The sequence below is a fragment of the Meridianimarinicoccus zhengii genome (assembly GCF_003254465.1).
Lineage (GTDB): Bacteria > Pseudomonadota > Alphaproteobacteria > Rhodobacterales > Rhodobacteraceae > Meridianimarinicoccus > Meridianimarinicoccus zhengii.
This window is the reverse complement of sequence record NZ_QDFI01000033.1, coordinates 12,740-38,666: the sequence shown is the minus strand read 5'-3', so window position 1 is coordinate 38,666 and position 25,927 is coordinate 12,740. Positions and strand designations below refer to the sequence as shown.

Annotated in this window: 25 protein-coding genes and 1 tRNA gene; 23 read left to right on the top strand and 3 right to left on the bottom strand. The window is 66.4% G+C overall.

The features are described 5' to 3' along the window. Positions 1-53 precede the first annotated feature (53 nt). The 4 genes from DDE13_RS12060 to DDE13_RS12045 all read left to right on the top strand — a co-directional run bounded on the left by DDE13_RS12060 (position 54) and on the right by DDE13_RS12045 (position 5,887). Positions 54-1,265, top strand: coding sequence for an SAM-dependent methyltransferase (locus DDE13_RS12060; RefSeq protein WP_111404508.1), 1,212 nt, complete (start codon positions 54-56; stop codon positions 1,263-1,265). A gap of 75 nt (positions 1,266-1,340) precedes the next feature. After that, a complete protein-coding gene (locus DDE13_RS12055) occupies positions 1,341-2,411 on the top strand; it encodes an NUDIX domain-containing protein (protein ID WP_111404506.1) in 1,071 nt (356 codons plus the stop codon). Between the two features lie 53 nt (positions 2,412-2,464). Next, positions 2,465-3,496, top strand: coding sequence for a cysteine synthase A (locus tag DDE13_RS12050; RefSeq protein ID WP_111404504.1), 1,032 nt, complete (start codon positions 2,465-2,467; stop codon positions 3,494-3,496). 6 nt (positions 3,497-3,502) lie between these two features. Next, complete coding sequence (locus tag DDE13_RS12045) at positions 3,503-5,887, top strand: DUF3772 domain-containing protein (protein WP_111404502.1); 2,385 nt, start codon at positions 3,503-3,505, stop codon at positions 5,885-5,887. 89 nt (positions 5,888-5,976) lie between these two features. On the opposite strand, the gene DDE13_RS12040 is transcribed toward DDE13_RS12045, so the two are convergent. After that, a complete protein-coding gene (locus DDE13_RS12040) occupies positions 5,977-6,771 on the bottom strand; it encodes an aspartate dehydrogenase (RefSeq protein WP_111404500.1) in 795 nt (264 codons plus the stop codon). A gap of 224 nt (positions 6,772-6,995) precedes the next feature. Between DDE13_RS12040 and DDE13_RS12035 the strand changes: the two genes are divergently transcribed. From DDE13_RS12035 to DDE13_RS11955, 17 genes are all read left to right on the top strand, one after another. Then, positions 6,996-7,754, top strand: a complete 759-nt coding sequence (locus tag DDE13_RS12035) for a GntR family transcriptional regulator (protein ID WP_111404498.1) — start codon at positions 6,996-6,998, stop codon at positions 7,752-7,754. Continuing rightward, positions 7,751-8,287, top strand: a complete 537-nt coding sequence (locus DDE13_RS12030) for a cupin domain-containing protein (protein WP_111404496.1) — start codon at positions 7,751-7,753, stop codon at positions 8,285-8,287. Before DDE13_RS12035 ends, DDE13_RS12030 begins: the two co-directional genes overlap by 4 nt. Before the next feature lie 2 nt (positions 8,288-8,289). Further along, complete coding sequence (locus DDE13_RS12025; RefSeq protein WP_111404494.1) at positions 8,290-8,607, top strand: NIPSNAP family protein; 318 nt, start codon at positions 8,290-8,292, stop codon at positions 8,605-8,607. Positions 8,608-8,614: 7 nt separating this feature from the next. Next, positions 8,615-9,511 (top strand): 3-hydroxyacyl-CoA dehydrogenase NAD-binding domain-containing protein, encoded by an 897-nt coding sequence (locus tag DDE13_RS12020; RefSeq protein ID WP_111404483.1) that lies wholly within the window; start codon positions 8,615-8,617, stop codon positions 9,509-9,511. Continuing rightward, a complete protein-coding gene (locus DDE13_RS12015; protein ID WP_111404481.1) occupies positions 9,508-10,053 on the top strand; it encodes a TRAP transporter small permease in 546 nt (181 codons plus the stop codon). Before DDE13_RS12020 ends, DDE13_RS12015 begins: the two co-directional genes overlap by 4 nt. 2 nt (positions 10,054-10,055) lie before the next feature. Further along, positions 10,056-11,312 (top strand): TRAP transporter large permease, encoded by a 1,257-nt coding sequence (locus tag DDE13_RS12010; RefSeq protein ID WP_111404479.1) that lies wholly within the window; start codon positions 10,056-10,058, stop codon positions 11,310-11,312. Between the two features lie 22 nt (positions 11,313-11,334). Continuing rightward, positions 11,335-12,309 carry a TRAP transporter substrate-binding protein gene (locus DDE13_RS12005; RefSeq protein ID WP_235868682.1) on the top strand — a complete coding sequence of 325 codons (975 nt, stop codon included), beginning with the start codon at positions 11,335-11,337 and terminating at the stop codon, positions 12,307-12,309. 61 nt (positions 12,310-12,370) lie between these two features. Next, on the top strand, positions 12,371-13,201 hold the full coding sequence (locus tag DDE13_RS12000) for an alpha/beta fold hydrolase (protein ID WP_111404475.1): 831 nt from the start codon (positions 12,371-12,373) through the stop codon (positions 13,199-13,201). Beyond that, positions 13,198-13,938, top strand: a complete 741-nt coding sequence (locus DDE13_RS11995; RefSeq protein WP_328587842.1) for an SDR family oxidoreductase — start codon at positions 13,198-13,200, stop codon at positions 13,936-13,938. The genes DDE13_RS12000 and DDE13_RS11995 overlap by 4 nt, the downstream gene beginning before the upstream one ends. 372 nt (positions 13,939-14,310) lie before the next feature. After that, positions 14,311-15,750, top strand: coding sequence for an aldehyde dehydrogenase family protein (locus tag DDE13_RS11990; protein ID WP_111404473.1), 1,440 nt, complete (start codon positions 14,311-14,313; stop codon positions 15,748-15,750). 85 nt (positions 15,751-15,835) lie between these two features. Then, a complete protein-coding gene (locus DDE13_RS11985; protein WP_111404471.1) occupies positions 15,836-16,840 on the top strand; it encodes a TRAP transporter substrate-binding protein in 1,005 nt (334 codons plus the stop codon). Positions 16,841-16,953: 113 nt separating this feature from the next. Then, entirely contained in the window at positions 16,954-17,508 is a 555-nt protein-coding gene (locus DDE13_RS11980; RefSeq protein WP_111404469.1) for a TRAP transporter small permease, read from the top strand. Further along, positions 17,505-18,812: a TRAP transporter large permease gene (locus DDE13_RS11975; RefSeq protein ID WP_111404467.1), complete on the top strand. Its 1,308-nt coding sequence runs from the start codon at positions 17,505-17,507 to the stop codon at positions 18,810-18,812. The genes DDE13_RS11980 and DDE13_RS11975 overlap by 4 nt, the downstream gene beginning before the upstream one ends. 13 nt (positions 18,813-18,825) lie before the next feature. Beyond that, positions 18,826-19,941 carry a zinc-binding dehydrogenase gene (locus DDE13_RS11970; RefSeq protein WP_111404465.1) on the top strand — a complete coding sequence of 372 codons (1,116 nt, stop codon included), beginning with the start codon at positions 18,826-18,828 and terminating at the stop codon, positions 19,939-19,941. A gap of 9 nt (positions 19,942-19,950) precedes the next feature. Then, positions 19,951-21,135: a CaiB/BaiF CoA transferase family protein gene (locus tag DDE13_RS11965; RefSeq protein ID WP_111404463.1), complete on the top strand. Its 1,185-nt coding sequence runs from the start codon at positions 19,951-19,953 to the stop codon at positions 21,133-21,135. After that, the gene (locus DDE13_RS11960; RefSeq protein WP_111404461.1) at positions 21,132-22,031 is read left to right on the top strand and encodes an HpcH/HpaI aldolase/citrate lyase family protein; all 900 of its coding nucleotides are present in this window, start codon (positions 21,132-21,134) and stop codon (positions 22,029-22,031) included. The genes DDE13_RS11965 and DDE13_RS11960 overlap by 4 nt, the downstream gene beginning before the upstream one ends. A 51-nt stretch (positions 22,032-22,082) precedes the next feature. After that, positions 22,083-23,027 (top strand): LysR family transcriptional regulator, encoded by a 945-nt coding sequence (locus tag DDE13_RS11955; RefSeq protein WP_162630967.1) that lies wholly within the window; start codon positions 22,083-22,085, stop codon positions 23,025-23,027. Positions 23,028-23,410: 383 nt separating this feature from the next. Here the strand turns inward: DDE13_RS11955 and DDE13_RS23580 are convergent, their stop codons facing one another. Further along, positions 23,411-23,542 carry a hypothetical protein gene (locus DDE13_RS23580; protein ID WP_268951242.1) on the bottom strand — a complete coding sequence of 44 codons (132 nt, stop codon included), beginning with the start codon at positions 23,540-23,542 and terminating at the stop codon, positions 23,411-23,413. A 440-nt stretch (positions 23,543-23,982) separates the two neighbouring features. Next, positions 23,983-24,058: transfer RNA gene (locus tag DDE13_RS11950), tRNA-Ile, on the bottom strand. A gap of 128 nt (positions 24,059-24,186) precedes the next feature. Here DDE13_RS11950 and purM point away from each other — a divergent pair. Together purM and purN are read left to right on the top strand one after the other, a co-directional pair. Continuing rightward, positions 24,187-25,239 (top strand): phosphoribosylformylglycinamidine cyclo-ligase, encoded by a 1,053-nt coding sequence (purM, locus tag DDE13_RS11945; RefSeq protein WP_111404518.1) that lies wholly within the window; start codon positions 24,187-24,189, stop codon positions 25,237-25,239. Next, positions 25,236-25,835, top strand: a complete 600-nt coding sequence (gene purN, locus DDE13_RS11940) for a phosphoribosylglycinamide formyltransferase (RefSeq protein ID WP_111404457.1) — start codon at positions 25,236-25,238, stop codon at positions 25,833-25,835. Before purM ends, purN begins: the two co-directional genes overlap by 4 nt. Positions 25,836-25,927: the final 92 nt, after the last annotated feature.

Sequence of the window (25,927 nt, the reverse complement as noted above, 5' to 3'; positions counted from 1 at the left end):
CCGGCCGGGCTGCGTGACATGCAGGACCGACCCAAGACAGGCAAATAGCGCAGATGAACATCCTGACGACGACCGACGGCCAGACCGGCCTGCCCCGATACTTCGCCGCCGTGTTCGGGCAGGCCGCGCAGATCCGGCATGGCCGTCTGGACGTGACGCTGCCCGACGGGCGCATGTTCCGGGCCGAAGGACCCGAACCGGGGCCGGTCGCCGCCCTGACCGTGCGCAACGCCGATCTTTTCGCACGGCTCTTGCGCGACGGCGATCTGGGGTTTTCCGAAGCCTACATGGATGGCTGGTGGTCCACGCCGGACCTTCAGGCGTTCATGGACCTGATCCACGACCGCAACGACGCGATGCTCGACGGGTTCCCCGGTCTGGGGCTGGTGCGCGCCTTCGAACGCATCCGGTTCTGGTTGCAGTCGAACAGCAAGAAGCAGGCGCGGCGGAACATCGCGCACCACTACGATCTCGGCAACGATTTCTACCGGCTGTGGCTGGACGACACGATGACCTATTCCTCGGCCATCTTCGACACGGGCCAGGAAAGCCTGGAGGCTGCCCAGACATCGAAATACGCGGGCATGGTGGACAGGATGGGCGCACGCCCCGGCGATCACGTGCTGGAGATCGGCTGCGGCTGGGGCGGGTTCGCCGAATACGCCGCGCGCGAACGGGGCCTTCAGGTGACGGGACTGACCATCAGCCGCGAGCAGCACGATTACGCGCAGGCACGGATGCAGGCGGCGGGGCTGTCGGACCGGGTCACGATCAAGATGCAGGACTACCGGGACGAGCGGGGCGTCTATGACGGGATCGCGTCGATCGAGATGTTCGAAGCGGTGGGCGAGAAATACTGGCCGGTCTACTTCGACAGCCTGCGCGCGCGGCTGAAACCGGGGCGGGCGGCGACGCTCCAGGTGATCCTTGTCGAGGATTCCCGTTTCGAATCATATCGCAAGCAGGTCGATTTCATCCAGAAATACATCTTTCCGGGCGGCATCCTGCCAGGTCCCGGCGTCTTGCGGCGCGAGATCGAGAAAGCGGGCCTGCGGGTCGAGGGGTCGTTCGAATTCGGCGACAGCTACAGCCAGACCCTGCGCCGCTGGGCCGAGAGTTTCAACGCACGCTGGGACGAGATCGCGGCGATGGGCTTCGACGACCGGTTCCGCCGCATGTGGGATTACTATCTGACTTCCTGCGCGGCGGCCTTCCGGACGGGCGTCTGCGATGTCACGCAGATCACGGTGCGCGCCCCCGCGTGAGGCGAAGGGGCCGTTCGCGCTGGCCTGCCTGCGCGCGGTCTGACAGGGTGCGCGCGACCGCGACCCGGAGTGACCATGAGCGACACCAGTTTTTTCGTGATGCCGCCCTTTGACGACGCCGACCTTGTGGCGCAGGTCTGTGGCGCGCCCGTCGACCATGCGAGCGGGGCGGGAACCCGTGTCGCGGGCGACCGCTCGGGGCTGCTGGTGACCATCCCCACGGCCCCGTCGGCGGCGCGGGACCGGTTGTTGTTCTGGCTTGCGGTGCACGATGCGCAACCCCGGCCGGGCACGGCCCGCGCCGTTGGCGAACCTGGCCCGGTGCAGGTGTGCGCGGCGCCGGCCGGGCCGCTAGCCGGACGTGTGTTCGACGGGCCGCTCGACGACACGTGGCGGGCGATCTGGCGCGAAGCAGTGCCCGAGATCATGTCCGTCATGGGACGGCAGGACAGCGCGACGGTGCGCGCACGCCTGCCGATGATCTGGTCGCGCGCCGCGTCGCGCGTGCGCGGTCAGGGCACGGCACGTCGATCGCTGTCGGGGCTCGACGCGCGGCATGTACGCCTGTCCGCAGTGGACCGGCCCTATGCCAAGTTCTTCACGGTCGAGGACATGATCTACAGCCATGACCGGTTTGATGGCACCGACAGCGGGCCGCTGGAACGTGCCGTCTTTGTCGGGACCGATGCGGTGACCGTGCTGCCCTGGGATCCGGTGCGCGACCGCGTGCTCGTGATCGAACAGATGCGCGCCGCACCTCTCGCGCGGGCCGACCCGCAGCCATGGCTGATCGAACCGGTGGCGGGCCGGATCGACCCCGGCGAGACGCCCGCGGACGCCGCCCGGCGGGAAACCGTCGAAGAGGCGGGGCTGACCTTGACCGCGCTGCACAAGGTCGGCGAATACTACCCGACCACGGGCGCGTTCTCGGAGTATCTCGTCAGTTATGTCGGCATCGCCGATCTGCCCGACGGTGCCGCAGGGCAGGGCGGGCTGGCGTCCGAGGCCGAGGATATCCGCGGCCATGTCATGCCCCGCGCGCGGCTGATGGATCTGATCGCGGACGGGCAGGCGCCGGTCGGGCCGCTGCACCTGACGGCCTTCTGGCTGGCGTTGAACGCGGATCGCCTGCGTCAGTCCGGTTGAAACCCGCGCCGCGCCTGCCTAGAGAAGCGCAATACCCACCGGAGGACCCGCCCATGACCATCCATGCCGATCTTGCCGCGGCCGTCGGGAACACGCCGCTGATCCGGCTCAACCGTCTGAGCGACGCGACGGGCTGCGAGATCCTCGGCAAGGCGGAATTCATGAATCCCGGCCAGTCGGTCAAGGATCGGGCGGCGCTCTACATCATCCGGGACGCGGTGGCGCGCGGGGCGCTCGAACCGGGCGGCACCATCGTCGAAGGCACGGCGGGCAACACGGGCATCGGGCTTGCGCTCGTGGGCGCGTCCATGGGGTTCAAGACGGTGATCGTGATCCCGGAAACCCAGAGCCAGGAAAAGAAGGACATGATCCGGCTGGCGGGTGCGGATCTCGTGCAGGTGCCCGCGGCGCCGTATCGCAACCCCAACAACTACGTGCGCTATTCCGGGCGGCTGGCCGAGACGCTGGCGAAAACCGCCGAGCACGGCGCGATCTGGGCCAACCAGTTCGACAACACGGCCAACCGACAGGCCCATGTGGAAACCACCGGGCCGGAGATCTGGGACCAGACCGGCGGCAAGGTGGACGGCTTCGTCTGCGCTGTGGGATCGGGTGGCACCATCGCCGGGGTCGCGGCGGCACTGCAACCGAAGGGCGTGAAGATCGGCCTTGCGGACCCCGAGGGGGCCGCGCTCTACAGTTTCTACACCGAAGGCGAGCTGAAATCCGAAGGCACGTCCATCACCGAAGGCATCGGGCAGGGCCGGATCACGGCGAACCTCGAAGGCTTCACCCCGGACATGGCGTATCGCGTGCCCGACGCCGAGGCGCTGCCCATCGTGTTCGACCTGCTGTCGCAGGAAGGTCTGTGCATGGGCGGATCGACGGGGGTGAACATCGCCGGCGCTGTGCGCATGGCGCGCGAGATGGGGCCGGGGCACACGATCGTCACGATCCTGTGTGATTACGGCACACGCTATCAATCCAAGCTCTACAATCCGGCTTTCCTGCGCGAAAAGGGGCTTCCCGTGCCGCACTGGCTCGACCGGGCTGCGCCCGATATTCCCACCGTTTTCGAAGACTGATCCATCATGCTTCATTCATGCCTGTTCCGCCTGCGTCTTCTGGCGCTGATCCTCGGCCTGTCGCTCGCGCCCGCAATGGCGCCGGGGCAGGCGCTCGAACCCGGGCTGTTCGACGAATGGTCGTCCATGGTCAGCCGGGTGGACCGGGTGCTGGCGCAGGACCTTGCCAATGACGCCACGCTGGAACGGCTGCGCGCGCAGGTGGCCGACTACCGCGACCGGTTCCTGGCCGCCGAGAATGCCAACCGCGGCCAGATCGACCGGCTTCAGCGGCAACTCGACAGTCTCGGGCCGGCCCCGGCCGAGGGGGAGACCGAACCGGAAGAAGTGGCCGAACGACGCGCCACCCTGACGGCCGAAATCGCCGCGCAGCGCGCCCCCGCCGTGCGCGCATCCGAGGCATTCGTGGAAGCCGATGCGCTTGTGCGCGAGATCGACGGGCAGTTGCGCGCGCGCCAGACCCGCCAGATTCTCGAACGCTCGCCGCTGCCGGTGAACCCTCTGAACTGGGAAGAGCCGCTGGACGAAATCCGTCGCACCGTCCTGCGCGTGCCCGAGGAGGTGCTGTCGCGGCTCGGCAATGCCGACACCCGGACCGAGATCATCGGTAACCTGCCGTCCGCCGCGCTGTCGCTGATCCTTGGCGTGCTTATGGTGTTCCGCAGCCGGGCCTGGGCCGCCGGCATCGCCCGCAGGGTGAACGCCGTGAAAGCCCCCATCCCACGCAAGCTGTTGCGGCTCGTGATCGTGATCGCCGAACTGGCGCTGCCGTGGATCGGGTTGACCCTGCTTGTCGCGGCCCTGCAGCTCACGGGCATTTTTGGGCCGACGGGATCGAGCGTGCTTCTGGCTGTCGTCGCCTTCGGCTTCGCAATGATCGCCGGGACATGGCTGGTCAACCAGCTTTTCCCGCGCGAACAGGGCAGCGAAAGCCCGCTTCGGCTTGCACAGGTATATCTCGGCAAGGCACGGCGCATGTCCTACCTGCTGGTGCTGACGCTCTCGCTCTTTCAGGGGCTGACCGTTCTGGACCAGCGCCTGCAACTCGATGCGCTGACCATCGCCTATCTCGGGTATATCCTGAGCCTGCTGACGGCCTATGCGCTGTTCCGCATCTCGCGTTTCTACCGCCGGTCCGTGGGCCATGCAGAGGGCCAGAGCGAACGCGCCTTCGCCGACGCCGTGGTTACGGTTCTCGCGGTGATCGGAATGCTGGCGTCGGTACTGTCCGTCATCGTGGGGCTGGCCGGCTATGTCGAACTGGCCGGGCGGGTCATCTATCCCGCCGCGGGCACGTTCCTGCTGTTCGGTTTCCTGGCACTGGTGCAGCGCGCGTTCGGGGATTTCTACGGGGCGCTGTCCCGGCAGGCCGCCGTCAAGGACGCGTCCGACGAAGAACCTGCCGAGGGGCTGATCCCGACCCTGTTCGGCGTGTTGCTGATCCTCGCATCGCTGCCCGCGCTCGCGCTCATGTGGGGCGCGCGGGTCACGGACCTGACCGAGTTGTGGAGCACGCTGCGCGGCGGCTTCCAGCTTGGCGAGGTGCGGATCTCGCCGACCGAGTTCCTGACCTTCCTACTGATATTCCTGATCGGCTACATGGTCACGCGGCTGGTCCAGGGCGGCTTGCGCAACACGATCCTGCCCAAGACGAAGATGGATATCGGCGCGCGCACCGCGATCGTATCGGGTGTTGGATATATCGGCATCTTCCTTGCAGCGATCATCGCGATCACCACGGCTGGGATCAACCTGTCGGCCTTCGCCATCTTCGCCAGCGCGCTTGCGGTCGGCATCGGGTTCGGCCTTCAGACCATCGTGCAGAACTTCGTGTCGGGCATCATCCTGCTGATCGAACGCCCGGTGGCCGAAGGCGACTGGATCGAGGTCGGCGGGATCATGGGCATCGTCAAGTCGATCTCGGTGCGGGCCACCAAGATCGAAACCTTCGACCGTACCAGCGTGATCGTGCCCAACGCCGATCTCGTGTCCGGGGTCGTCACCAACTGGACGCGCGGCAGCGCCATGGGCCGGGTGATCGTCACGGTAGGCGTGTCGTACGGGACCGACACCCGCAAGGTCGAAAAGATCCTGACCGAGATCGCCAACGCCCATCCGATGGTGATGATCTCGCCGCCGCCTGCAGTCATCTTCGCGGGCTTCGGCGCGGATTCGCTGGATTTCGAGATCCGCGCGATCATTCGTGACGTGAACTTCCTGCTCGGCGTGAAATCCGACCTGAACCATGAGGTCGCCCGCCGCTTTACCGAAGAAGGGATCGAGATCCCGTTCGCGCAGCGCGACATCTGGCTGCGCAACCCGGAGGCGCTGGCGCCGCGCGCGCCCGCGACGGATCTTCCCTCCGGCGACGGGACGGCCGATCCCGCCTGATCCGGCGCGCTTTTTGACGGCCCCGGGACAGGTCTCGCACCCGCGTATCCTGCACCCGGGCGCTGGAACCGTTCCGGGGTCGCGCAGCCTCAGATGACGATCGGCGCCGCGGCGCGTTCCGCTGTCTGCACGGCGCTCATGGCCGCCAATGCCGAACTGCGCGGGTTGTCGGGCAGGGCGTTGCCTTCGATCCGGAACTGGAAGCTGCCGAAATCCCCCTCCGCATGGATTTCGTGGATGTTTCGCGAAACGGTCGGATCGGCGATCAACTCGACCTCCGTGGCGTCGAAGCCCAGACCGGCAAGCGCGACGGCCGCCGCGACATTCGCATTCTTGGGGTAGCGGGTCGCCGCCTCGCGCGCGGAGCCCTTGAAATGGGTCTGCGGCGTCTCGCCCATCGACAGCAGGTCAAGGCTGTCGTCCGCGGGCGACCCGAGCCAGCCCCGCGGCGGTTTCCGCCCGACATAGCGCACGGCGGCAAGGCTGCCGATGCGCGCGGCCGACAGGCAGTCCAGCGCACCGATGGCGCCGCTCGCAAGATGCAGCCGCGAATTTCCCTCGATGGCGGCCTGCGCCAGCCTGTCCGCCAGCGCCTGTTCCGCCAGCGCGCCAAGCGACACGGTCGTCATGTCGTAGCCCGCGCGCAGCATGTCCGGCCCATGTGCCGCCAGCCCGGAATGGCCCGCGCAGTCGATCACATGCGCGATGCCGGGTGGCAGATCCCGCGCGGCGGTGACGGGTACGGGGTCGTCCGGGGAAGCCCTTTTCATGTGTGCCGCACGTTCCGGTCGAAGCACAAGTGCCCCGACGCGATGCCCGCGCTCCACGAGCCTGCGCATCACGTACTGCGCGATCGCGCCTTGGCCGATGATGGCGAAGTTCATGTTGGTTCCTCCCTTGGGGTACGTGCGCTCAGGCCCGCCGATTCTCGGGTTTCTGCGGCGCTCCGCAAGATGCCTGCCGCAGCCCTGTCTAGGAAGGCATGTGATTTAGAAAACAATTTCAAATCCTTGCGTGATCAGTGTGACGCCGGCGCAAGTTGATACTTGTGTAGATGCGATTGTCGAATACACTAAATTGACTTTGGTAGGCAATCGCGGTGAGGCGAATGGCACGCGGAACACAACCGATCACGGCGACTACGGGCGGCCCCAAACGCGCCGGAAACACGGTCGCGTCGGTCCATGAGCGCTTGCGCTCGATGATCATCGAGTTCGAATTGCGGCCGGGTGAGCGTCTCAACGAAATGCACCTGACCGAGGTTCTCGATGTGGGGCGCACGCCGCTGCGCGAGGCGATCAACCGGCTCCTTGCAGAAGACCTCGTGGAGTTCCGGCCCAATCGCGGGTTCTTCATTCGGCAGGTGGACGTGAAGGAGATCGAAGACCTGTTCGAGATGCGCGGAATCGTGGAAGTGGCCGCCGTGCGGTTCGTGGTGGCGCGCGCGAACGATTTCGACATCGAGAGCCTCGCCGATCATTGGGCCACCGTGCTGCGGAACTACCCGGGTTCCAATCCCGACGATCTCGTGCGGCAGGATGCGATGTTCCATGAACGCCTGGCAGCCCTTTCGGGCAACTCGGCGATCCTCGCATCCGTGCGCGGCATCAATTCGCGGATTCATTTCGTCCGCTGGGCCGACCTGCACGGGGAGGACCGCAAACGGACCTTTGAGGAACACGCCGCGATCCTGTCCGCGATTACCGCACGGGACGCGGATCGCGCCGCCGACCTGATGTTCGACCACGTGACCCATCGCGCCGGTGGGCTGCGTCGCGCCATCGCGGATGGCCTGCTGATGGGGCTTTCGCGGCCCGCCAACACGGCCGGACCGGCGCCGGAAAGATCAACAGGAGACATCGCATGACCGATGCCGCTATTCCGGGCAAGACAGCCGACCAGGGCGCCACGCTGGTACGCGCACTGGAGGATGGCCAGAGCTTCTGGCAGCCGGTGCCGGCGAACGGCTTCGTGCGCTGCCTTCTGAACAGCGCCGAGGTCGGCGCCGAGCATCCGTTCTCGATCGGAACGCAGACGGTGGCGCCGCACGGATGTCATGTGCGCACCCATGCCCATGACCGCCACGAAGAGGTGATCTATTTCCTCGAAGGCGCGGGCCGGATCGAGATCGACGATGGCGAAACGGTCGCGCAGGCCGCGCCGGGTACGATCGTGTTTCTGGGACGCAACCGCCGCCACTCTTTCATCAACGACCGCGACGTGCCGCTGACGTTCCTGTGGTTGCTGATGCCCGCGGGAATCGAACGGTTCTTCGAACGGATCGGGCGGCAAAGGAAGCCGGGCGATCCCGCGCCGGAGCCGTTCCCGCGCCCTGAGAACGTCGCCCAGATCGAGGCGGAAACCGTCTTCGCCGCACCCCCGCTGCCGGAAAGGAAGTGACCATGCGTATCATCGAGGAACGCGATTATCGCACGAAACCCGGCAAGGCCGCAGAGTTCGTGCGCATCTACGAGGAACACGGCCTGCCGATCCAGAAGGAGCTGCTGGGCGAGTTCCTTGGCTACTTCATCAGCGATGTGGGTGAGTTGAACCGGGTCGTCGCCCTTTGGGCCTTCGACAGCATGGATGACCGGCTTGCCCGGCGCGATGCGATGATGGCCGATCCGCGCTGGTCCACATATCTCGACATGGTGTTGCCGCTTCTGGACCAGCAGCAGAATCGCTTCCTGCGCCCGACTGCATTCTCCCCGATCCAGTGAGCTGCGCATGAGCAACCAGCGCCAACCCATCGGCATCGTCGGCTGCGGCATCATCGGGGCATCCTGGGCGCGGGCATTCCTGCGCGCCGGTCATCCGGTCGTGGTCCATGACCCTTCCGCCGATCTCGCCGCGCTGCGCGAAGCGGTGGCCGAGGCGTGGGATGCCGGGCGGTTGACCCATGCGGACCGGATAGAGAGTCTCGCCTGCTGTGTCTACGTGCAGGAGTCGATCGTCGAGGACGCGGCGGCCAAGCGGGCGCTGTTCGAAACGCTGGACGCGATCCTTCCGGCAGAGACGGTGGTTGCCAGTTCGACCTCGGCGCTGTGCATGTCCGACCTCGTGCCCGATCTTGCGGGCCGGGCCCGGTTCCTCGTGGCGCATCCCGCGTCGCCGCCCCATGCCCTGCCGGCTGTCGAGATCGTGCCGGCCCCCTTCACTGCGCCTGACAGTGTCGCAAGGGCAGAGGATATTCTGTGTGCCATCGGGCAGACTCCCGTGCGCCTGAACCGCGAGGTGCGGGGTTTCGTGCTCAACCGGCTTCAGGCGGCCATGCTCATGGAAATGATCGGCCTCGTACGAGACGGCATCGTCAGCGCCGAGGGCGTGGATGCCCTGATGCGCGACAGCTTCGGCATGCGATGGGCGATCATGGGCCCGTTCGCCGGTGTCCATCTGAACGCGCCGGGCGGTATCGCCGATTATTTCGCGCGCTATGCCCCGATGTTCGACGGGTTCTGCGCCGACGGAGAGACTTTGGCCGACAGGCTGCCACCGGATACGCTGGACGCCTTGCAGGCGCATGCCACGGCGCGGGTGCCGCTGGAGGATATCGCCGCAAGGCGCGCGTGGCGTGACGACGCGCTGGTCGGCCTGCGGGACTGGCGCGCCGGGGTAGCATCATGATGCGGGGTGTTGCGGGTCTCTACGTGACCGCCATCGACGGTGTGAACATCGTCGCCAAGGGTGTTCTGGGTCTTCTTCTGCTCTGGATGACCATCGCCACCTTCACGCAGGTGCTGGTGCGGTTCGTCTTCACCAATTTCGGGCTGTCGGTTTCGGCACCCTGGACCGAAGAAACCGCCCGCTACGCGATGATCTGGATCGTGTTCATCGGACTCGGCGTCGGGTTCCGGCGCGGGCTGCTGCTGTCGCTGACCTTCATCGTGGACGGTGTCGGTGACCGGCTGGGCCAGGTCTTGCGCTATGCCGCGCTGGCCGTGTCCTTCGGTTTCCTGCTGACGATCTGTCATTTCGGCCTCGACTTCGTGGAATTCGGGCGCATCGAACGGTCCCCCGCGCTGTCGCTGCCCAAGACCTGGGTCTACTGGGCGCTGCCGGTCGGTGCCGTTCTCGGCTGCGCGAACATCGTCGCCCTTGTCACCGATACATGGCTGCACGGCGCGGACATCCGCACCACGAGCCTTCCCGACCGGCGGGAGGACTGACCATGGGCATCACGCTGATCCTTCTGCTGCTCTTGTTCGGCGCCAGCGTGCCGATCGCCATCGGGCTGGGCCTTGCCCCGATCCCCGCGCTGATGGATCGCGGCATGTCGCTGATCGTCGTGCCGCAGACCGTGTTCGAGGCGCTGGACAGTTTCGCGCTCATGGCGCTGCCGTTCTTCATCCTTGCGGGCACGTTGATGGACCGCGCCAGCATCGCCGACCGTCTGGTGGCCTTCGCCCATGCGCTGGTGAACTGGTTCCGGGGCGGGCTGGGTGCCGCGGCCGTCCTGTCGACGATGTTCTTCTCGACCGTGTCGGGCTCGTCCTCGGCCACGGCGGCAGCCATCGGATCGACGCTGATCCCCAAGATGGAAAAGGCACGCTACCCCCGGCCCTTCGGCGCGGCGATCATCGCGTCCTCGGCTGAACTGGGCGTGATCCTGCCCCCGTCGGTCCCGATGATCATCTACGGCGTGGTCACAGGTGTGTCGATCACCGACCTGTTCCTTGCCGGGATCGTGCCGGGGCTGATGATCGGCATCTCGCTCATCCTCACCATCACGGTCCTGACATGGCTGCACGACTACGGAGATGCCGTGCCGTTTTCCTTCGGCCCGTGGCGGCGCGAGGTCTGGCGCACCTTCCGCCGCGCCATGCTGTCGCTGTGCATGCCCGTCATCATCCTTGGCGGTATTTACCTCGGTGTCTTCACCGCGACGGAAGCGGCGGTGGTCGCCGTGGTCTTCGCCTTCGTCGTGGGCAAGTTCGTCTACCGCACCATCGCGTGGCGCGACCTGCCGCAGATCCTGTCCTCAGCGGCGCTGTCCTCGGCGGTGATCCTTGCCATCGTGGGCTTCGCGGCGGTGCTCGCCTATGCGCTGGCGCTGTTCCAGGCACCGCAGAAGGTCGCGGCGCTCATGCTGTCGATCTCGGACGACCCGGTCGTCTTCCTTCTGCTCGCCAATCTTCTTCTGCTCGTGGTGGGAATGTTCATGGAAACATTCGCCGCCATCATCATTCTCGGCCCCGTGCTTGCGCCCGTGGCGCTGACGCTCGGTATCAACCCCGTCCATTTCGGGATCGTCATGATCACCAATCTTGCGGTGGGCATGGTGACACCCCCGGTCGGGGTGAACCTGTTCGTGACCTGCTCGGTCGCGGGCATCCGGGTCGAGGAAATAGTGAAACCGCTGCTGATCTTCCTCGCGGTTTTGCTGATCAACCTGGCGGCGATCACCTATCTGCCGCTGGTCCTTTGAACCAGAAACGACAGGGAAAACCATGAAAATGCTGAACCAGGCCGCGGCCAGCGCGGCACTCGCCCTTGCGGCCGGCACGGCCGCCGCACAGACGGAACTCAACATTGCCCACGTCCTCGGGGACACCTCGAGCTACCAGATCGCGTCCGAAAGACTGGCGGAACTGGTCGCGGAGCGGACCGATGGCGAGGTCGTCATAAACGTGTTCAACCAGGGCGCGCTTGGTGGCGAATTGAAGCTGACGCAGGGGCTTCGCACCGGGACGGTGGATCTTGCATTCATTTCCACCGCCTCTCTCGAAAACACGATCCCCGAGATGAAGGTCTTCTCCCTTCCGTATCTCTTCACCTCGAAGGCCGAGGCCTATGATGCGCTCGCCGGTGCTGAAGGGCAGGCGCTTCTGGAGGTCTTCGAGAATTACGGGATACTCGGGCTGGGCTGGGGCGCGATCTATGAACGCTCGACCCCGTCGACATCGCCGATCACGACCGTGGAAGACTTCGATGGCACGAAGATCCGCGTGATCCAGGCACCCGGCTGGGTTCAGACCTACGAAGCGCTCGGGGCGCAGGCCACCCCGCTCGCCTATGGCGAACTGTTCCTTGCCTTGCAGAACGGCATCGTCGATGCCGCCGAACTGGCCCCCGACCAGACCGTGGGCGACGGGTTCGCCGAAGTCATCACCGACTACACGTTCACCCGCATCCACCAGTTGCCGTCGCTGATGCTGGGGTCGGCGATGCTGTCCAACAAGCTGACCGACGAACAGTTGGCCATCGTGCGTGATGCCGCGGCGGAGGCGCTGGCCGACGGCATCGCGGCCCATGACGACGCGACCGAAGCGGCGGTCGAGACCATGACCGAGCAGGGCATCGCGATCCATGAACCCGATCTTGCGCCCTTCATCGAGCAGGCTCGCACGGCATGGCCCGGCCTGATCGAGGATATCCCCGGCGGCATGGACATGGTGGACCGCCTGTCCGGCGGCGCGATGTGAGACGCGCGGACGGGCAGGGGTGATCCTTGCCCGTCCCAATGCGAGGAAGTGGCAGGTCGGTATGGTTGACGATGACGTGACGCAGGCCGGGTCCGGTCGGGTGCGGATCGCGGGACAGCGGTCGGCGCCGCCAGTGCTGCTGGTGTCTGGGCTTAGCGGGACGGCGGGCTTCTGGGACCCGGTGCAGACCCGTCTTGCGGCGCGCTTCCGGGTGGCCAGCTATGACCAGCCCGGCTGCGGGGCTTACCCGCCGCAGGATGACGCGGTGACCATCGCGAGCCTTGCACGGGATGCGGCCGCTGTCAGCCGGTCGGTCTTCGGTGATCGTGCCGTGACCGTCATCGGTCATTCCACGGGCGGCGCCATCGCACAGATGCTGGCAGCCACCCGGCCCGACCTTGTCGCGAAGCTCGTGCTCAGCGGGACGTGGCAGACCGCCGATCCTTACATGGTCGCGCTATTCGGCTATCGGGCGGCATTGCTGCGGCAGGCGCCGGGCCTGGCGGCTGGTCTGACCGCGTTGCTGACGCGCGATCCGGGGGACATCGGCGCCGACGATCTGGCCCTGCCGCCGCAGACAGCCACGGCAACCTCCACGACCCTTGCGCGGATCGATGCGCTTCTGGCTTTCGATGGCACGGATTTGGCGGACCGGATTCGCGCCCCCACGCTTGTGATCGGTGCGCAGGACGACCGGATCGTGCCGCCGTCCCGCCAAAGGGCGCTGCACGCCGCGTTGCCCGGCAGCGCATTGCACATGCTGCCCGACGGGGGGCATTTCTTCCCGGCATCCCGCCCCGACAGCTTCGTCGCCCGTGTCGACGACTGGCTGGCCGACGACGCTGCGGCGAAACCGCGGCCCACACCAACACTCGATGGAGACAGGAATTGACCGATCTGGAAGGCGCGACTGCCCTTGTCACAGGTGCCGCGAACGGAATTGGCGCGGCCTGCGCGGGCGCCCTGCACGCCGCCGGCGCATCAGTCCGGCTGCTCGATATCGATCAACCTGCCGCCGACAAGCTGCGCAGCACCGCGCATATCGTGGACATCACCGACGAGACGGCGGTGCAGGCACATTTCGCCCAACACGGTCCGGTGGACATCCTGGTCAATTGCGCCGGTATCGTGCCCGGTGGGTCCATCGCCGATTGCAGCACCGCGGATTTCAGGTCCGCTCTCGATGTCAACGTGACGGGTACTTTCCTCGTTACCCGCGCTGCGGTGCGCGAGGCGCTTGCCGCGGGTCGGCCCTTGTCGATCGTGAATATCGCTTCGGTGATCTCGTCCATCGCCACGGCGCCGGACCGGCTGGCCTATGCGACCAGCAAGGCCGCGATCATCGGCATGACCAAGTCGGTCGCGCTCGATTTCATCAAGGACGGCATTCGGTGCAACGCGGTCTGCCCTGGGACCATCGACACCGCCGCACTCCGTGAACGGATCGCCACGCGCAGCGAGGCACTGGGCGGCGAGACCCGCGCGCTGGAGGTGTTCAACAACCGCCAGCCCATCGGACGCATGGGCACGCCAGAGGAAATCGCGCAGCTGGTGCTGTTTGTGGCGAGCGACCGGGTCGGATTCATGACCGGGACGGAACTGACAGCCGATGGCGGCTTCTCGCTCTGATCGGGCGGCGGGGACGGACTGCCGCGCAGACATGCGCGCATGGGCGACGGGGCGGGATCGCGTCGTCCTTTCTGTGCCGAGGCTGTCGTCGGCTTGACACCGGAACTTCCCTGACATGTCGGATCGGTGGCCGGCACTGCCGGACCGTCATGCGTGGGCTGCGTTGTCCGTGCGCGCCGACTGTCATCGATCCGCAGGCTAGGCGTTCGCCGAGCCAGCGCCTGCGTGGTGCCTTGGCTCGCAGCGCCGTGTGCGCGAGGAGTCTGATGCGCGCCTGTCATAGGCAGAAGCTATGGCGACAGCAAAGACATCGTTATTGTGGATGCACGTCGGATGTTCGACCTTCTGCACGAAAGTCGCGGGAGGAACAGAATGCAGAACACTAAGGTCTTTATCGGCGGCGTCTGGAAGACTCCCGAAGGCGCGGGAACGATCGAGATGCTGGCGCCGTCCACGGGCGAGGTGATCGGCAGCATCGCGCGCGGAACACCCAAGGATATCGACGCCGCCGTGCGCGCCGCGCGGTTCGCGTTCGAGGGCGCGTGGGGCCAGACGGCCGCCGTGGACCGTGGCCGGCTGCTGAGCCGGCTGGGCCAGAAGATCCTCGAACACGAGGACGAGTTGACCGAACTGGAGGCGCGCGACACGGGCAAGGTGCTGACGCTGGCGCGCAACGATGTGCGGGCCGCCGCGCGCTATTTCGAATTCTACGGCGGTGCTGCCGACAAGCTGCACGGCGAAACCATCCCGTTCCTCAACGGCTACCAGGTGATGATCCTGCGCGAGCCGCGCGGCGTCACCGGCCATATCATCCCGTGGAACTATCCCGCGCAGATGTTCGGACGCACGATTGCGCCGACGCTTGCGGCGGGAAACACCGCCGTGCTGAAACCCGCCGAGGAAGCCTGCCTGTCCTGCGTCCGGCTTACCGAACTGGCCGAGGAGGTCGGCTTTCCCGCGGGCGTGCTCAACCTTGTCACCGGCCTTGGCGAAGAGGCGGGTGCCGCGCTCAGTTCCCATCCCGACATCGACCTGATCTCGTTCACCGGCTCGCCCGAGGTCGGCGTGCTGATCCAGACCGCCGCTGCGCGCAACCATGTGCCTTGCGTTCTGGAACTGGGCGGGAAGTCGCCGCAGATCGTGTTCGCCGATGCCGACCAGGACAAGGCGATCGAATCAATTGTCGGCGCCATCGTGCAGAACACCGGGCAGACCTGTTCCGCGGGCAGCCGGGTGCTGGTCGAACGCGCGATCTATGACGATTTTCTCAAGGCCCTGACCAAGCGGTTCAAGACCTTGCGTGCCGGTCCCCACTGGAAGGACGTGAATTGCGGCCCCGTCATCTCGAAGGTCCAGCAGGAGCGTGTTCTCGGGTTTCTCGACCGTGCCCGCGCAGATGGCATCGAGGCCGCGGCCGAGGGGACGATCGACGACGACGGTCATGACGGCGGCTTCTTCGTGCCGCCCACGCTGTTCCGCCTGGTGCCGCGCGACCACGAGCTTGCCCGAGAGGAGGTCTTCGGGCCCGTTCTGGTGGCTATCCCCTTCGATGACGAAGCGGACGCCATCGCACTTGCGAACGGCACCGATTATGGCCTGATCGCCGGGGTCTGGACCGACTCGGGCGCGCGGCAGATGCGCCTCGCCAAGGCGATCCGGGCGGGGCAGGTCTATGTCAACGGCTACGGTGCCGGAGGCGGGATAGAGCTGCCTTTCGGCGGTTTCAAGAAAAGCGGCCACGGGCGTGAAAAAGGGTTCGAAGCCCTGCGCGAGTTCACCGTGGCCAAGACCGTCGTCTTCAATCACGGCTGAGCCATCGGCCTGACGGCCCCGTCCCCGGTGCGGGACGGGTCAATCGACCGCGGAGAAATGCCGCGGCACTCAAGGGAGGAAGTCCATGACCATCATTCGCAACACGTCGGTGTCGATCCTTGCACTCGGCGCCGTACTGGCGGCCGTACCCGCACAGGCGCAGGAGGTGCGCGCGCGTCTCGGCCACGTCTTCGCCATCGGCAGCCCCGTGGATCGTGCGAGCGAGAATTTCGCGACCTGCGTCGGTGAGCGCACCGACGGCGCCATCGAGATCACAGTTTTCCCCAACAGCCAGCTTGGCGGCGACGAGGCACTGGGGCGTGACCTGTCCCGCGGCGGGCTGGAATTCGCGTTCCTCAACCCCGGGTCGCTGACGGGTCTCGATCCGCTGATGGATATTCACTATCTGCCATATATCGTCAGCAGCTTCGAAGAAGCCGACAAGGTGTTCTACAATCCCGACGGCATCCTTCAGACGACCCTGCGCGAAACGATGGCCGACCGCGGCATGCATGCCTTCGGGTTCTTCGAACTGGAATTTCGCGCGGTCACGAACTCGGTCCGCCCGGTCGAAACGCTTGACGACATGCAGGGCCTGAAGCTGCGGGTGCCCGGTTCGGCGTCGATCCGCGGGTTCTTCGACGCCACGGGCGCGCAGACCGTGACGATGCCCTTCCCGGAACTGTTCGTGGCGCTCCAGCAGGGCACCGTCGACGGGCAGGACAACGGCGCGTCGATCACCTACAACTCGCGGCTGTTCGAGGCACAGCCCCACATGACGCTGACGAACCATGTCTATGCGATGGGTGCGGTCACGGCGGGCCAGCGGTTCTGGGACGGGCTGCCCGAGGCGCAGAAGACCGCGATCCAGCAGTGCAGCGACGAGGCGACGGCCCAGCAGATCAAGGACAACCGCGCGCTGAACGGCGAGTTCCTGGCGAATATCGAAGAAGGCGGGACCGCGGTCGTGACCTTGTCCGATGCGGAAATGGCCCGCTTCGTCGAGGTCGGCCGGTCGCTCTGGAGCGAGCTCGAAGACGTTTACGGCGCCGAGCGGATCGAAGCCCTGCGCGCCGAAGTCGGCCAGTAAGCTGCACCCATGCGGGCCACGTAAGTTGGCTTCGCAAACGTCGGCTTCCGGGCGTGGGTTTCGACCTTTGCCCGGAATGCCGTGGCACGACATGAACGGGGGGCGCAGCCGGTATGGCGACGGGGTATGACAGGCAATTGCCCGTTCTCGTGCGCGCGATGAACGGGATCGAGAGGCGGCTGGGCGCCGTCGAGCGGCACGTGACGGCGCTTGCGCTTCTTGCGGCCGTGCTGGGCATCCTCGCCGGTGTCGTCGTCCGGTTCTTCGACCTGAACCTGCCGAACTTCGGAGAGATCGCCATGGTCGCCATGTCGCCGCTCACCTTCGTGGGGGCAGCAAGATGCACTGCGCTCAGGCGGCATATCTCCATCGATGTCATCGACCTCGTGCCGGTCCCGTGGCTCCGGCGCGTGGTGCACGGGGTGGCGACCTTCGCGACGCTGTGCTTTTCCGCCTATTTCACGGTGCTGTCCTACGGTCTGTTCCGCTACATGCGCGACAGCGGCGAGACGCTGATCGATCTCGGCACGCCGGTCTGGATCCCCGTCCTCTTTCTCGTGATCGGCATGGCGCTGATGTGCCTGCATGCGGGCTTCGATCTTGTCCGTACGCTTTTGGGCCATGACAGCGACCCGCGGCAGGACATGGATGTGGAGCTCACGGCATGAGCGTCGTCGTCATCGGCCTTCTCGCGTTACTCGTTCTCGGCACGCCCATCGCGGTGGCCTGTGCGCTGATCGTGTTTCTCAATGCCGACCGGCTGCGGGTCTGGCCGGACAGCCTTGTTGGGATCCCCTACGACAGCGTGTCCAGCTTCGCGCTCATCGCGATCCCGCTGTTCATGCTCGTGGGCGATCTGATGAACCGGGGGCAGCTTACAAACGCCATCGCGCGCAGTGCCGACCGGCTTCTTGGGCGCGTGCGGGCGGCCTTCGGCTACATCATGATCGTGGCCAGCGCGATCATGGGGGCGATCACCGGGTCCTCGGTGGCGACCGTGGCCGCCATCGGATCGACCCTTGGCGGCGAGATGCGCCGACGGGGTTATCCCGGCGGGTATGTCGCGTCGCTGAACGCGGCGTCCGGGCTGCTTGGCGTGCTGATCCCGCCGTCGATCCCGCTGATCGTCTACGGTGCCACGGTCGGGGTGTCGATCTCGGACCTGTTCCTGGCGACCATCGTGCCGGGCCTTCTGATGACGCTCGCCTTCGCCGCCACGCATTTCGCCCTTTCGGCACGAATCCTGCCCGGTGGGCGAGAGGCCGCGGCGCCGGATGCGGCGGTCGCTCCGGCCGCGCAGCACGGCGCGGCCCCCGTGCTGGCGTTGCGCAGCGGGCGCACCCAAGCCGTCACCGCGCTGCTCATGCCGGTGATCGTCCTCGGCGGGATCTACGGCGGCATCTTCACCCCGACGGAGGCCGCTGCCGTCGCGTGCCTGTATGCCGTGGGCGCGGTCCTGTTGCTGCGCACGATGACCTTGCGCGACATTTACGGGGCGCTGGGTGTCGTGGCGGTCCCCGCGGCCGCCATCATGCTCATCATCGCGATGACCGGGATTCTCAACCGTGCGCTCGTGCTCAACCAGGTTCCGCAGGACATGGCGGCCTTCATGGTCGGCGTGTTCGACTCGCCGGTCCTGTTCCTGCTCAGCGTCTGCGCGTTGTTGTTCGTGGTCGGGATGTTCATGGAAACCAATGCGGCCGTGCTGCTGATGGGGCCATTGCTCGCCCCCGCGGCGATGGAGTTCGGCATCGATCGGGTCCATTTCGCGATCATCGTCGTGACCAATATCGAGATCGGCCTGATCACGCCGCCTCTTGCCGCAAATCTGTTCGTCGCTGCGCGCACGAACAACGTCCAGCTGTTCGAGATGCTGCGATATTTCGGATGGTTCCTCGCTGCCGCCATCGCCGTCGTGATGGTGCTGGTCTTCGTGCCCGCGCTGTCGCTCTGGTACCAAGCCTTCCTTTGAACTGGAAAGACCCATGACCAAACAACCATCGGTTTCCCGTGCCGCCGTGCTGCGCGAATTCGGCGCACCGCTTGTCATCGAGGACGTGCCGATCCCGGACCGGATCGAACCCGGCGCCATCCTCGTGAAGACGGACGCCTGTTCGATCTGCGGGACGGACGTGCATCTGGCCGCCGGGTCGCTGGCGCTGAAGGTGAACCTGCCGGTGATCATCGGGCACGAGATGACGGGCCGCATCGTGGCGTTCGGCGAAGGCGCCAACCGCGACAGCATCGGGCAGCACCTGAAGACGGGCGACCGGCTGCTGTGGACCCACACCGCTTGCGGTCATTGTTTCTACTGCACCGTCGCGCGGACCCCGACGCTTTGCGACAACCGCCGCGCCTACATGTACGAAACCATGGCCGAGTATCCCTACCTTCTCGGCGGGTTTTCAGAATACGGCTACGTGCTGCCCGAGTCCGGGCGCATCAAGGTCCCCGACAACGTGCACGAGGAAACCGCGAGCCTGTGTTCCTGCGCCTTCCGGTCGGTGATGAACGCGTTCAACAACCTTGGCGAGATCGACGCGCACGAGACGGTCGTGATCCAGGGGGTCGGGCCGCTCGGGCTTCTGGCCATCGCGGTGGCGCGGGTGCGCGGTGCGCGCAGTGTCGTCGCGATCGGCGCGCCGGACGGGCGGCTCGATCTGGCGGGGGAACTGGGGGCCGACCACGTCATCTCCATCGACCGCACCACGCCCGCGGAACGGCTGGACGAGGTCCGCAGGCTGACGGACGGGCGCGGCGCCGACATCGTGATGGAATTCACGGGGTATCCGCCCGCGTTCAACGAGGGTCTCGATATCGCGCGCAAGGGGGCACGTTATTGCATCGTCGGGCAGCTTGGCGAGGGCGAGGTGACAATCAAGCCGTCCACCATCGTCAAGAAGAACATCAACGTGATCGGCGCTTTTTCCGGCGATGCGAAAAGCTACTGGCAGGCGTTGCAGTTCGCCGCGCAGCACCAGGCGCAATTGCCGATCTCGAGGATCCTGACGGGCCGCTATGCGCTTGATGACGTGAACGTCGCGCTGGAGCGGATGCGCCGGCAGGAAGAAATCAAGCCCGTCATCACGTTTTCGAACTGAGGAGTCGAGATGCTGGAATTCGATCCGACCACCGACGGGCCGCTCAAGGATGTCCGCGTCATCGACATGTCCCGGCTCGTCGCGGGCAACATGGCCACCCATGTGCTGGCCGATTACGGCGCGGATGTCATCAAGATCGAACGCCCCGGCAAGGGCGACGACCTGCGCAACTGGCGCTGCATGGGCAAGGAGGTCTACTGGAAGGCCTATTCCCGCAACAAGCGCAGCTTCGCGCTGGATATCGGCACCGACGCGGGCAAGGCCGAGTTGCTGGCGCTGGTCGAAACGGCGCATGTGCTGGTCGAGAATTTCCTGCCCGGCAAGCTGGAGGAATGGGGCCTCGGCCCGGATACGCTGCTGGAACGCAATCCCGATCTGATCGTCCTGCGTATTTCGGGCTGGGGACAGACAGGCCCGTACCGGCACAAGCCGGGCTTCGGCACGCTGGTCGAGGCGATGTCGGGCTGGGCGTATCTGAACGGTCATGCCGACAAGCCGCCGACCTTGCCGCCGCTGGCGATGGCCGACACGGTCGCGGGGCTCTACGGCGCCGCTTCCGTGCTTACGGCCCTGCGCGCCGCCGAACGCAACGGGGCAGGGGGACAGGTGATCGACCTTTCGCTGTTCGAGCCTATCCTGTCGCTGATCGGCGCCGAAGCCATGCAGTACGAACTGACCGGTGCCCCGTCGATGCGCAGCGGCAACCAGTCCAGCCACACCGCCCCGCGGAACGTCTATGCCTGCGCGGACGGGGCCTATGTGGCCATGTCGGGATCGATGCAGTCGATGGCGATGAAGATCTTCGACACGATCGGACGCCCGGACCTGAAGGACGACCCCCGGTTCGCCACGAACGACGCGCGGGTCGCCAATCGCGATGCGCTGGACGAGATCATCGGGGCCTTCATCGCGCAGCGCAGCCAGGTAGACAATCTCGACCTGTTCGAAAGCCGTGGCGTGACGGTCGGACCCGTCTGCTCCGTCGCCGATCTGGTGGACCATCCCTATGTCACCGGCAGGATGGCGCTGATCGACCTGCCCGACGACGAGATGGGCACCGCCAAGATGCACAATATCGTGCCGCGCATGTCCGCGACCCCCGGCACGTTCCGGCGCCCCGCCCCGCGGCTGGGGGAACATACGGACGAGATTCGCGTCGAACTGGCGCAGCGCAAGTCGGAGGGCCGCGCATGACGCCGGATGCAACCCGTGTTCCGCCATGGCGGTCCTTTCTCTTCGTCCCGGTCCTGAACGACCGCTTCATCGACGGTGCGCCCGGCCGGGGGGCCGACGTGATCCAGCTCGATCTCGAAGACGCCATTCCGCCCGACCAGAAGGACGCCGCCCGCGCCCGCGTGGCGCAGGTCGCAGACACCCTCGCAGCGCGCGGCTGCGACGTGATCGTGCGGATCAACCGGCCCTGGCGGATGGCCCTGCCGGATATCGAGGCGGCGGTCTGCCCGGCGGTCCTAGCCCTGACCCTGCCGAAGGTGCCGCACGCCCAGCATGTCCGGTCCGTGGCCGAGGTGGTCGATGAACTGGAACGCGAACGGGGTATGACACCCGGTAGCACGCGCTTCGTGGCGATGATCGAAACGGCCGAGGGGCTGAACAACGTGCAGGCCATCGCCGCCGCCGATCCGCGCGTGTGCGGGGTCATCGTGGGGGCGGAGGATCTTGCCGTGTCCATGGGCATGCGCCCGACACCGGCGGCGCTGCGGCTGGCGAACCTTCAGACACTCCAGGCGGCGCGGGCGGCGGGCTGCGCACCGCTGGGCTTCGTCGGGTCGCTGGCGGATTTTTCCGATCTCGACGATTTCCGCGAGAAGATCCGCGAGGCCCGCGAACTGGGCTTCGTCGGTGCCTTCGCGATCCACCCGGCGCAGGTGCCGATCCTGAACACCGAATTCTCTCCGGGCGTCGCGGAAATCGAGCGGGCCGAAGCGCTCGTCGCCGCGTTCGAGCAGTCCATCGCAGAGGGGCACGGGGCGTTTGCATTCGAAGGGAAAATGGTTGATCTGCCGGTGGTGGAACAGGCGCGCGCCGTTCTGTCCCAGCGTGATGCGATCGCGGCGCGGCAGACGCGCTAGCCGATCCGCGCCACGCGTGCAGGGGGCGGGTGCGCGTGGAAGGTGTTTGCCGTGGACCTGAAGGACCTGAAGTGTCTCATCGCGATCTCGGAGCACGGGTCGCTGGGCCGTGCGGCCGAGGCCGAGAACATGTCCCAGCCATCGCTCAGCGTGCGGATCAGGGCGCTGGAGGACCATTTCGGGGTCGCGCTTTTCCTGCGCAGCAACAAGGGTGTGACGATCACCGACGAGGGCAGGGACCTCTTGCGGCACGCCCGCATCATCGTGCGCCAGTTCGAAGACGCCGAAGCGGAAATGCAGTTCCACCGCAGCAACCCGGTCGGGCTCGTCCGGCTGGGCCTCCCGACATCGCTCACGTCGCGGCTTGCGGCGCCGATCCTCGACAAGTGCATGTCGCAGTTGCCGAACGTGAAGGTGCGGATCGTCGAAAGCATGTCCGGCTACATCGTCCAGTGGCTGAAGGATGATGTCCTCGATCTCGGCGTGACCTTCGGCACCAACGCCCCGGCCGGGATCGACATCACCCACGTGGCGCGCGAGGATCTGCTGCTCGTCGCGCAGAGCGAAGCGATCCTCGCGCCCCTGTGCGATGCGGAGGGCAACGTGCCGTTTCCCGCATTGCACGAACTCGGAGTTGTCCTGCCCGGGCCGGAACACGGCTTGCGCGCGCTCATCGAAACGCTGGCGCGCCAGCAAGGCGTGCGCATCAACGCGGTGGTGGAAATCGACGCCTTCGGAGAGATCATGCGGCTCGTGTCGCATGGCTACGGCGTTACGGTCATGTCGTCCGCCGCGCTGCGTGACGGGGCGGCCTTCGGCCTGGTGGGCGCGCGCGTGGTTCGGCCGACGATTTCGCGCGTCGTGAACACCGCCGTGTCGACGGCGCACAAGCGGTCCCGCGCCTGCCGCGAAGTGACACGCATGATTCATGACGTGATCGATGAAGAGATCACGAAGCGCGATTGGCTTGCCAAGTCGCTGCTGCCATCGCGGTGACGCCGCCCAGTGCGTCGCAACGCGATCATGTGAAACGTGCCGCCCAACGGTCCCCGCAGCGCAGTGGCCGGCATCCACCGACGGCCTGCCTCGACCGGTGGAGACTGTGCTGCCGTCGCAACCTGCGCAGGCGCCGGGTGCCGTTCGTGGGGACGATCACGAAGAGCCGTTGCGCGGATGGTGTCGCGCGTATCCCCGGGACATGACGCCGGTCAGGCGGACCTGCGGTACCCCCACCCACCTGCCATGCGCATGGCGCGCCGTTTGTTGCGGCTCTGACGATGGCGGGAAATCCACTGGTCCAGCGTCCCGCTTTTCGCGGCTTCACCAGCCTCGGCCATGCCGTTGCGGATCACACCTTGCAGGCTGCGCTTGCACGAGTTTCACGCGACAGCGCGGGCAACGTCGGGGTACATGCTCTCGATGCGGTCTGCGGCCTGTGCGGCGATCTCGCGGGCCACGCCGTCAATCACGTCGCCATCCAGCGGCACGCCAAGCAGTATGGCGCGGGTCATGGCCGCACCTCGTTGGCGGCGGCGCGGGCGGGGGCACAGTCAAGCCCCGTCATGATCAGAACCAGCGAGCGGAAGCCGCCCGGCACTGTCCCGACCATTGCCCGCAGGTACTCCTTTCCTTTCTTGGTCGGTTCCGCATTGTCCGTGATGCCCTTGCAACGGATGACAAGCCGGTGCTTCGCAGGATCGCCCGAGCAGTCGCGCCCTTGGAGTAGGCCGTCGCGTATTTCAGGACGCCCGCTTTCACGACGTCACGCTTGGGCTGGCTTCCGAACGTGGCGTTGGCGTGGGCGCGCTCGATCCAGGCATTGGAGATGATGTCTTGAGGGGTAGCGCGCGTCACACCGCACCCCCTTGGCCGCGGCCCGCGTCGGCAACCTGTCCCACGTCACACCGGCGCGGGACAAAGGGTCTGATTTCCCTTGCATGTTCAGTGTTGGTGGTAGGCCCGGCAGGACTCGAACCTGCAACCAAAGCGTTATGAGCGCTCTGCTCTGACCATTGAGCTACAGGCCCCTACCATCCAGAGCGTTAGCAGACCGGTCCGGCAGGTCAAGATCGGCGGGACCCCGGTCTTGACGCTTTTCTTTTCGCGGTTGCTGCGCTACGGCCTTCGGCCACGGAACAGCGGCGGGGTGAACTGCATGAGCGACGGCAAGAACGGGCTGACCTATGCGCAGGCCGGAGTGAATATCGACGCTGGCAACGCCTTGGTGGACCGCATCAAGCCCGCCGCGGCTGCCACGGCGCGGCCCGGCGTGATGTCGGGGCTGGGGGGGTTCGGCGCGCTGTTCGATCTGAAGGCCGCCGGATACAACGATCCGATCCTCGTGGCCGCCACGGACGGCGTGGGCACCAAACTGCGCATCGCCATCGACACCGGCCAGTTGGACACGATCGGGATCGATCTTGTTGCGATGTGCGTGAACGACCTGATCTGCCAGGGGGCAGAGCCGCTGTTCTTCCTGGACTATTTCGCCACGGGCAAGCTGGACACCGACAGCGCCGCGCGGATCGTCGAAGGCATCGCCGAAGGGTGCAGACTGTCGGGTTGCGCGCTGATCGGCGGCGAGACGGCGGAAATGCCGGGCATGTATCAGGCCGGGGATTTCGACCTTGCCGGGTTCGCCGTGGGGGCGATGGAACGGGGGCAGGCGTTGCCCGCCGGCGTGGCCGTGGGCGACGTGTTGCTGGGCCTTGCATCCGACGGGGTGCATTCCAACGGTTATTCGCTGGTGCGCCGCGTGGTGGACGTCTCGGGTCTGGGTTGGGACGTGCCTGCGCCCTTTGCCGGTTCGGCGATGACGCTGGGCGCGGCGCTTCTGATGCCGACGCGGCTTTACGTCAGGCCCGCACTGGCGGCGATCCGGGCGGGCGGCGTGCATGGGCTGGCGCATGTCACCGGGGGCGGGCTGACAGAGAACTTGCCGCGCATCCTGCCCGATGGGTGCGGCGCGGCCATCGATCTGGGGGCATGGCGGTTGCCGCCGGTGTTCCGCTGGCTGGCCGAAACCGGCGGGATCGCCCCGGCGGAGATGCTCAAGACCTTCAACGCGGGTATCGGCATGGTGCTGGTCGTGGCTCCCGACCGGGCTGATGCGCTGGCCGCCCTGCTGTCCGGCGCGGGCGAGACCGTGCACAGGCTGGGCCATGTGACCGCGGGCGCTGGCGTGGATTACAGCGGGACGCTTGCGTGACCAGCCGGGTTGCCATCTTGATCTCCGGTGGCGGGTCGAACATGGTGGCGTTAGTCCGGTCCATGGCGGGCGACCACCCGGGGCGGCCAGTGCTGGTGCTGTCCAACGATCCGAAGGCCGGGGGGCTGGCCCGTGCGGATCGCATGGGAATTCCCACGGCCGTGGTGGATCACCGTGCGCACAAGGGCGACCGGCCGGGATTCGAGGCGGCGCTGAACGCGGCTCTGGATGCTGCCCGGCCTGACATTCTGTGCCTTGCGGGTTTCATGCGGGTCCTGACACCGGCGTTCACCGACCGCTGGGCGGGGCGGATGCTGAATATCCATCCCTCGCTCCTGCCGAAATATCGCGGGCTCGATACCCACGCACGGGCACTCGCGGCGGGAGACCGGGAACATGGCTGCACGGTGCACGAAGTCACGGCAGAGCTGGATGGAGGGCCGATCCTCGGCCAGGCGCGCATCCCGGTCCTGCCGGGCGACACGCCTGGCCTGCTGGCCGCGCGGCTGCTGCCGTATGAACACGCGCTGTATCCGCTGGTGTTGCGCCGCTTCGCCGAAGGCATGCGCGAACCCGTGACAATCGCTGCCGCCTGAACGCGGCATGCCAGCAGCCTATGCGCGGCTTGTATTCACCGCGCGGGCGTCATACCTGACCCAATCGCAAGCGGAAAGATTTCGGAATTGAG